Here is a 7,270-nt window from a genome sequence, read left to right on the forward strand (position 1 = left end):
TAAGATGGGCCTACCCTGCGTTGATGGAGGCCCTCATGCGGCGTCGGCGGCTTGTTGCGGGACTGCTCGGTCTGGTGGTCGCCGGAGGCGCGCTCAGCGGGACGGCCGCCGCGCGCGGCGGGCTCGCGCAGGCCATGGCGCAGGAGGCGGCCGGGCAGCGGGTGATCTACTCCTACCCCGGCCTCACGCCGCCGGAGAGCCTGCTCGCCCGCATCCGCGCCGGCGAGGCCGCCGGGGTCATCTTCTTCGGCGAGAACATCTCCAGCTCGACCCAGATCCGCGGCGTGGTGGCGCAGCTGCGTGCCGCCGCCGCGCAGAGTCCCAACGCCAAGCCCCTCCTGCTGATGACCGACCAGGAGGGCGGCCTCGTCCGGCGCCTGCCCGGCGAGCCCGCCATGTCCCACAAGGACATCGGGCTCGCGGCCGACCCCGGCGCCGCCGCGGCCGCCGCCGGGAGGGGTGCGGGGCAGAACCTGGCGGGTGTGGGGATGAACGTGAACCTCGCGCCGGTGCTCGACGTCTTCCACGCGCCCGGTGATCTGATGGACTCCTACGAGCGGTCCTTCAGCAGCACCGCCGCCGTCGTCGGGGACCTCGGCGCGAACTACGTCTCCGCCCAGCAGGGCGTCGGGGTGGCGGCCACCGTGAAGCACTTCCCCGGTCTGGGCAAGGCCAACGCGGACCAGAACACCGACACCCGGGCGGTCACGCTGAACGTCCCGCTGGCGACGTTGCGGAGCGTGGACGAGGCGCCCTACCAGAAGGCGATCGCGGCCGGGGCCAAGCTCGTGATGCTCTCCTGGGCGGTCTACCCGGCGCTGGACGCGAGCCGCCCCGCGGGGCTCTCGGCGACGGTCGTGCAGCAGGAGCTGCGGTCGCGCGACGGGTTCACCGGGGTGACGATCACCGACGCGCTGGAGGCGAAGGCCCTGCAGGGCTATGGGAACACCGGGAACCGTGCGGTGCTCGCCGCGGCGGCCGGGTGCGACCTCATCCTCGCCGCCGCGCGGGACGTGAGCCAGGGCGACGCGGTGACCGACGCCCTGGCCGGCGCCCTCGCCGACGGCACGCTCGACAGCGGTGCCTTCGGCGCGGCGCTGACCAGGATCAACGCACTCCGCACCGCCCTGACCTGACACCGGCCGTCACACCGTCGCCGCCGTCACCCCGTCGCTCCTGTCACGCGGTCGCCGTCACACCGTCGCCGGTACCCGCTCGCGTGGCGGCTCGCCGCCACCGCTGCCCGACCCGGCCAGCTTCGCGCCCTCCACGTCCACGTTCGGCAGGATCCGGTCCAGCCAGCGGGGGAGCCACCAGGCCCGCCGGCCCAGCATGGACATCAGCGCCGGCACGATCGTCATGCGCACGACGAACGCGTCCACCGCGACCCCCACCGCCAGCGCGAAGCCGATCGACTGGATCAGCGAGTCCTCCGCGAGCACGAAGCCGGCGAAGACGCTCGTCATGATCAGGGCCGCCGCCACGACCACCCGGGCGCTGTGCGCGAAGCCGGACACCACCGCCGCGCGCGGCTCGGCGCCGTGCACGTAGTCCTCGCGCATCCGCGTCACCAGGAACACCTGGTAGTCCATCGCCAGTCCGAAGAGGACACCGATCAGCAGGATCGGGAGCATGCTCATGATCGGGCCGGTCGACTCGACGCCCAGCAGGTCGGTCAGCCAGCCCCACTGGAAGACCGCGACCACCGCGCCGAACGTCGCCGCGACCGACGCCAGGAAGCCGATCGTCGCCTTCAGCGGCACGACCACCGACCGGAACACCAGCATCAGGAGCAGGAACGCGAGACCGACGATCAGCGCCAGGTACGGGATCATCGCGTCGGCCAGCTTCCGCGACACGTCGATGTTCGCCGCCGTCTGGCCGGTCACCGAGATGCTCGCGCCGGTGTCGGCGTGCACCCGCGCGGCGGCGGCGCGGATGTTCGCGACGAGGTCCTCGGTGGCCTCCTCGCTCGGCCCGGTCCTGGGGATCACGTTGATGAGCTGCGTGTCGCCGGTGGCGTTGCTCTGGGGCGGGAGCTGTGCGGCGATCCCGAGGTCGTTGATCCGCCTGGTCGTCTCGGCCACCGCGCCCTGCGGGTCCCGCGCGCCGCTGGTGTCCACGACGACGATCAGCGGGCCGTTGGCACCCGGGCCGAAGCCCTTGCTCACCAGCTCGTACGCCTTGTGCTGCGAGCTGTCCGGCGCGGCGGTCGCGTCGTTCGGCAGGCCCAGCTGCATGCTGGCGGCCGGGATGGCGATCACGGCCACGCCGACCACCGCGAGGCCCAGCACCGCCACCCGGTGCCGCCCGACGAACCGCGCCCACCGCTCGCCCATGCTGGCGCGACCCGGCTTCGGGCCACCCCGCAGGCCCGGCAGCCGGCCGCGCACCTTGTCCCCGGCGAAGCCCAGGATGGCCGGCAGCAGCGTCACCGCGATGAGCACGGCGACGACCACCGTCGCCGCGGCCGCGAGGCCCATCTCGGCCAGGAACGGGATGCCGACGACGGTCAGCCCGGCGAGGGCGACGATCACCGTCAGGCCGGCGAACACCACGGCCGAGCCTGCGGTGCCGACGGCGCGGCCCGCGGCCTGCTCGTGGTCGAGGCCGTCGGCCAGCTCGGCCCGGTAGCGGGACACGATGAACAGCGCGTAGTCGATGCCGACCGCGAGGCCGATCATCAGCGCGAGCACCGGCGTGTTGTTGTTCAGCTCGGTGAAGCCGGACAGGGTCAGGATGCCGCAGAGGCCGATGCCGACGCCGACGAGCGCGGTCAGCAGCGGCAGGCCGGCGGCCAGCAGGGAGCCGAACGTGATCACGAGCACCACGGCCGCGACCGCGACGCCCAGGACCTCGGTGGCCCCGGTCTCGGGCGCGCCGCGCACGGCGTCGCCGCCGATCTCGGTGTGCAGGTCGGTCGAGTGGGCGGCCGCGACGAGCGCCGCGCGGTCGGCGTCGGTCAGCTCGAACGCCTGCTTGCCGTAGCTGACCTGGATGAGGGCGAGGGAGCCGTCGCGGGAGAACGACTTCGCCTGGAACGGGTCGACCGCGCGCCGCACCTCCGGCGCGCCCTTGAGCGCCGAGTAGACCTCGCGCAACTCCGCCTGGTTCGCCGGGTACCTGACGAAGTCCTGGCCCTCGGGCGCCTGGACCACGACGCGGGCGGTGCCGCCGCCGATGTGCGCCTCCGGGAAGGTCTTCCGCAGGTGGTCGATCGCCTGCTGGGACTCGGTGCCCGGGATCGAGACGGAGTTGGACAGCGTGCCGGAGAGCCCGACCGCGCCGATGCCGATGACGATGAGCACCGCGGCCCAGACGCCGGTGACCAGCCACCGCCTGCTGAAGGACGCGCGCCCGAGTCGGTAAAGGAATGTGGCCACCCCTGGACTCCCACTCGCTCGTTGTTCGTTCGTTCGTGATCGTTCGTTTCGTGACCGAAGCTAGCCGAACGGCTAGTAGTCGCCAAGCCGATCGGCAAGTATGTGACTAGCCGAACAGCAAGGAACCAAACTTGTCGAACGGTAAGCTGAGGAGGTACCGTCGAGCTCTCAGCGAGGAGGGTGCGATGACAGCTGTGAGGGGTGAGACGCGCGCCCGGTTGCTGGACACCGCGCTCGGGCTGTTCACCGTGCACGGCGTCGAGGGCACGTCCCTGCAGATGATCGCCGACGCGCTCGGGGTCACCAAGGCCGCGGTGTACTACCACTTCAGGACCAAGGACGAGATCACCGAGGCCGTCGTGGAGCCCGCGCTCGACGAGCTGGTGGCGATCCTGGACCGAGCGGCCACGATGCCGCGGCCCGGACCGCGCGCCGACTACCTGATCGGCGAGTTCGTGGACCTGGTCGTGCGCAACCGGGTGCTCGTGGCGGTGCTGTGCAGTGACCCGGGCGTCAACCGCGCGGTCGACCGGATCCTGCACGGCGAGCAGAACGTGATGACGCGCCTGCCGGCCATGCTCGCCGGCCCGGACGCCGACGAGGGGACGGAGGTCGCCGCCCACGTGGCACTCGCGGGCGTGGCGATGGCGGGCGGCTCCCCGGCACTGACGGGCATGGACGACGAGACCCTGCGCCGACACCTGGTCGACGCGATGCGCCGCCAGCTCGGCCGCCCCCGCAGGCGCGACACGCCCTGACGGGGCCCGCGGGACATACCAGCTCTCGCTTTCACATTTGCCCAGGTCACTCGAAAGAGTGTGGCTGTTTGAGCCTACGTGTCGTCAAGGACTCCACGGGTAAGCATGAGCGCGCAGTCGTCCGGCTGCACTCACATTTTTGCTGCCTGGAAGGAGCACAGTTTTGAGGTTCACGATCCTGAAAGCGTTCACGGTTGCCGCCGCGTTGGTCGGCGTCGGGATGAGCGCGCCAGTGGCCTCCGCGGCCACGGTTTATGACGCACCGCACGTCTACGGGTTGGACTGCTCGGCCATCACTGACAACCAGAGCGTCCGCTGGGAGGTGCCGCGGGACAATCCGCTTGGCGACAGCCTGCGAATCCGCTTCATGGGCGAGACCGGCAACGCTCGAACATCGCGAGCCTACGACAAGTTCACCGAACTACATGTGTACGACGGAGTCATATTCCGGGCAGCGTGGGTCGACATGAACGACCGCATCATCTCGCGTTCGTTCACACGATTCCACTTCGACCGCGGATTTCCCACGTGTTCCGCCCGTATCGACGTGAACGGTCCGAGCAACAACGGCTGAATTCGGCTGTGAAGCGTCGAGAAGCTGGGATCTCGCTGACCATCACCTGCGAGGTGTGTGGTCAGCGAGATCCTGTCTCGATGTGGTCGAAATTGGTGTCGCCGATCGCGACCTGGTACCGCTAGTCGCTGTTCTTGCTCCTGAACACGCGGCGGAGGACCAGGACCAGGGCGAGCAGCACGGCCAGGGAGAGCGCGGGCCTGCGGGTCGCGGTGGTCACGACCGGGGCGGCCACGGGGCGGATCTGCTCGGGCAGCTTGTCCGTCAGCTCGTCACCGCGCTCGCGCAGGGCCTCGCCCTTGTCGTGGGCGCGGGCCTTGATGTCGACCTTCTCGCCGAGTGCCGCCACGGTCTGGGCCAGCTCCTGGCGCGTCAGCTCGGCGTCCATGCGCAGGTCCTCGTCGGTGGGGGCCTGGCCCGGCATGGTCAGCCGTTCCTGTTCGTCCGTCATCGGTGGGCCTCCTTCACCGCTTGGATGTCGTGCTTCACCGCTTGGATGTCTTCCTTCGCGTGGTCCAGCGCGGGCGAGGGGACCGGTGCGCTCTGCTTGAGCTGCTTGCGGGCCACCAGTCCCGCGATGCCGGCCACCGCGAACAGGGCGGCGGCCACGATCAGCGCGGCGGCCCACGCCGGCAGCGCCAGCGCCAGCAGCAGCACGATGGCGGCCACCAGCACGCCGCCGCCGTAGAACGCGAACACCCCGCCGACGCCCGCGATGGCCGCGCCGACACCGGCGTGTTTCGCCTTGTCCTTCAGTTCCCGGACGGCGAGCGTGGCCTCCGTCTGCGCCAGGTGTTTCATCTGGTCGGTGAGTTGGCGAACCAGCTCGGCCGTCGACTTGTCCGGGTGGTGGTCCGTCGTGGCGGTCATGATCCTTTCGCACCTCCTGTCTCGTGGCTACCCCCGCGTGTGACCAGCAAACACAGGGGTACTCGGGGCCCATGCGAGCGCTGATCCTCAACCGCACCCTGAAGAAGTCGCCCGCGCCGTCGAACACCGAGAAGCTCGCCGGGCTGGTCGCGGACGCACTCCGCGAACACGGTGTGACCGTGGAGTCGGTGCGGATCGTCGACCACCGGGTCGCCGGCGTCGTGGTGACGGGCGACGAGGACGGCGCCCACCACGTCATCAGCGAGATCAACGGCGCGCTCGTCGACATCGGCTACACCATCCCGGGCCAGTCGTGGACGTACTGGAACATGGGTCCCGGTCCCGGCCCCGACTACAGCGACGTCGATCATGGTCACGAGTGGTCCGCGAAGACCGCGAAGACCATGGCGGCCAACCTGTACGCGGTCGCGACGGCGCTCACGCGCCAACCCATCCCTGCCCAGTAGGAGGACGAAGTGAACGTGAACAAGATCATCTACAAACCCGTCGGCATGCTCGTCAGCGTGCTCGGCGGGCTCGCGGCCAGCGCCCTGTTCAACAAGGTGTGGGCGAAGGTCGCCGGCGGGTCGGAGGCACCCGACCCGACCGACAAGAAGGCGACCTGGGGCGAGGTGCTGCTGGCGGCCACCATCCAGGGCGCCATCTTCGGTCTGGTGAAGGCAGCGGTCGACCGCGGCGGCGCCGAGGGCTACCGCAAGGTCACCGGCGAGTGGCCGGACGACTGACTTGCCCAGGCTCCGACGCAGTGATGTCCGCAAACCCGGCCTCGGCCGGCAGCGGTGCGGGCGCGGCTGGCGGTTCTTCGACACCGCCGGCCGGCCACTGCGTGACCCAGAACAGGTGGAACGCATCCGGGGCCTGGCGATCCCGCCCGCCTGGCAGGACGTGTGGATCTGCCCTTTTCCGAACGGACACATCCAGGCGATCGGCACCGACGCGGCCGGCCGCCGGCAGTACCTGTACCACACGCAGTGGCGGGAACAGCGCGACGCGGAGAAGCACGACCGGGTCCTGCGGCTCGCGGGCAGGCTGCCCGCCTTCCGCATGGCGGTGGACGGGGACCTGTGTGGCAAGGGGTTGACCGAGCGGCGGGTGCTGGCGGGCGCGCTGCGGATGCTGGACCGCGGCGTGTTCCGCACCGGCGGTGAGGAGTACGCCGAGGAGAGCAGGGGAGTGGCGACGCTGCTGTGCGGCGACGTGACGGTCCGCCGCGGCGAGATCCACTTCGACTACATCGCCAAGGGCGGCATCGAGCGGCGGCTGCGCATCCACGACGACCGGCTCGCGCCCCTGATCTCCGCGCTGCGCCGCGGCCGCGCGGACGACGACCGGCTCCTGAGCTACCGCAAGGGCCAGGGCTTCTGCCCGGTGCGCGCGGAGGACATCAACGCGCGGCTGCAGGAGATCGTCGGCAGGGACTTCACCGCCAAGGACCTCCGCACCTGGCACGCGACCGTGCTGGCCGCGGTCATCATCGCCGGCCACGAGGCGCCCAGGTCGCAGGCCGCGCTGCGCCGGGTGGAGAAGGCGGTGATGAAGGACGTGTCCGAGCAGTTGGGCAACACCCCCGCCGTGGCGCGCCGGTCCTATGTAGACCCCCGGGTGTTGTCCGCGTTCGAGCAGGGTCGCACCATAGACCGGACGCTGCACCGGGTCGCGAACAA

The 7,270-nt window shown here is 70.7% G+C and carries 9 protein-coding genes; 6 read left to right on the forward strand and 3 right to left on the reverse strand.

What is annotated here, in order from left to right; genetic code table 11:
• Nucleotides 1–23: 23 nt before the first annotated feature.
• Nucleotides 24–1,136, forward strand: coding sequence for a glycoside hydrolase family 3 N-terminal domain-containing protein (locus ACJ73U_RS15280; RefSeq protein ID WP_407778279.1), 1,113 nt, complete (start codon nucleotides 24–26; stop codon nucleotides 1,134–1,136).
• Nucleotides 1,137–1,193: 57 nt separating this feature from the next.
• Here ACJ73U_RS15280 and ACJ73U_RS15285 read toward each other — a convergent pair whose 3' ends face one another.
• A complete protein-coding gene (locus ACJ73U_RS15285) occupies nucleotides 1,194–3,383 on the reverse strand; it encodes an MMPL family transporter (RefSeq protein WP_407778280.1) in 2,190 nt (729 codons plus the stop codon).
• A gap of 185 nt (nucleotides 3,384–3,568) precedes the next feature.
• On the opposite strand from ACJ73U_RS15285, the gene ACJ73U_RS15290 reads away from it, so the two are divergent.
• Nucleotides 3,569–4,141, forward strand: coding sequence for a TetR/AcrR family transcriptional regulator (locus tag ACJ73U_RS15290; RefSeq protein ID WP_407778281.1), 573 nt, complete (start codon nucleotides 3,569–3,571; stop codon nucleotides 4,139–4,141).
• Nucleotides 4,142–4,304: 163 nt separating this feature from the next.
• Complete coding sequence (locus ACJ73U_RS15295; protein WP_407778282.1) at nucleotides 4,305–4,715, forward strand: hypothetical protein; 411 nt, start codon at nucleotides 4,305–4,307, stop codon at nucleotides 4,713–4,715.
• Between the two features lie 121 nt (nucleotides 4,716–4,836).
• Here ACJ73U_RS15295 and ACJ73U_RS15300 read toward each other — a convergent pair whose 3' ends face one another.
• Nucleotides 4,837–5,166, reverse strand: a complete 330-nt coding sequence (locus ACJ73U_RS15300) for a DUF3618 domain-containing protein (RefSeq protein WP_407778283.1) — start codon at nucleotides 5,164–5,166, stop codon at nucleotides 4,837–4,839.
• The gene (locus ACJ73U_RS15305; RefSeq protein WP_407778284.1) at nucleotides 5,163–5,585 is read right to left on the reverse strand and encodes a phage holin family protein; all 423 of its coding nucleotides are present in this window, start codon (nucleotides 5,583–5,585) and stop codon (nucleotides 5,163–5,165) included. The genes ACJ73U_RS15300 and ACJ73U_RS15305 overlap by 4 nt, the downstream gene beginning before the upstream one ends.
• 71 nt (nucleotides 5,586–5,656) lie before the next feature.
• On the opposite strand from ACJ73U_RS15305, the gene ACJ73U_RS15310 reads away from it, so the two are divergent.
• The 3 genes from ACJ73U_RS15310 to ACJ73U_RS15320 all read left to right on the forward strand — a co-directional run.
• Nucleotides 5,657–6,052, forward strand: a complete 396-nt coding sequence (locus ACJ73U_RS15310) for a hypothetical protein (protein ID WP_407778285.1) — start codon at nucleotides 5,657–5,659, stop codon at nucleotides 6,050–6,052.
• Between the two features lie 9 nt (nucleotides 6,053–6,061).
• Nucleotides 6,062–6,331, forward strand: a complete 270-nt coding sequence (locus tag ACJ73U_RS15315) for a DUF4235 domain-containing protein (RefSeq protein WP_407778286.1) — start codon at nucleotides 6,062–6,064, stop codon at nucleotides 6,329–6,331.
• Between the two features lies 1 nt (nucleotide 6,332).
• Nucleotides 6,333–7,270 (forward strand): DNA topoisomerase IB (locus tag ACJ73U_RS15320; RefSeq protein WP_407778287.1); only part of this gene is annotated, 938 nt, incomplete at its 3' end.

Origin of the sequence: Actinophytocola sp. (assembly GCF_045807065.1) — a bacterium.
In the GTDB taxonomy this organism is placed as follows: domain Bacteria; phylum Actinomycetota; class Actinomycetes; order Mycobacteriales; family Pseudonocardiaceae; genus Actinophytocola.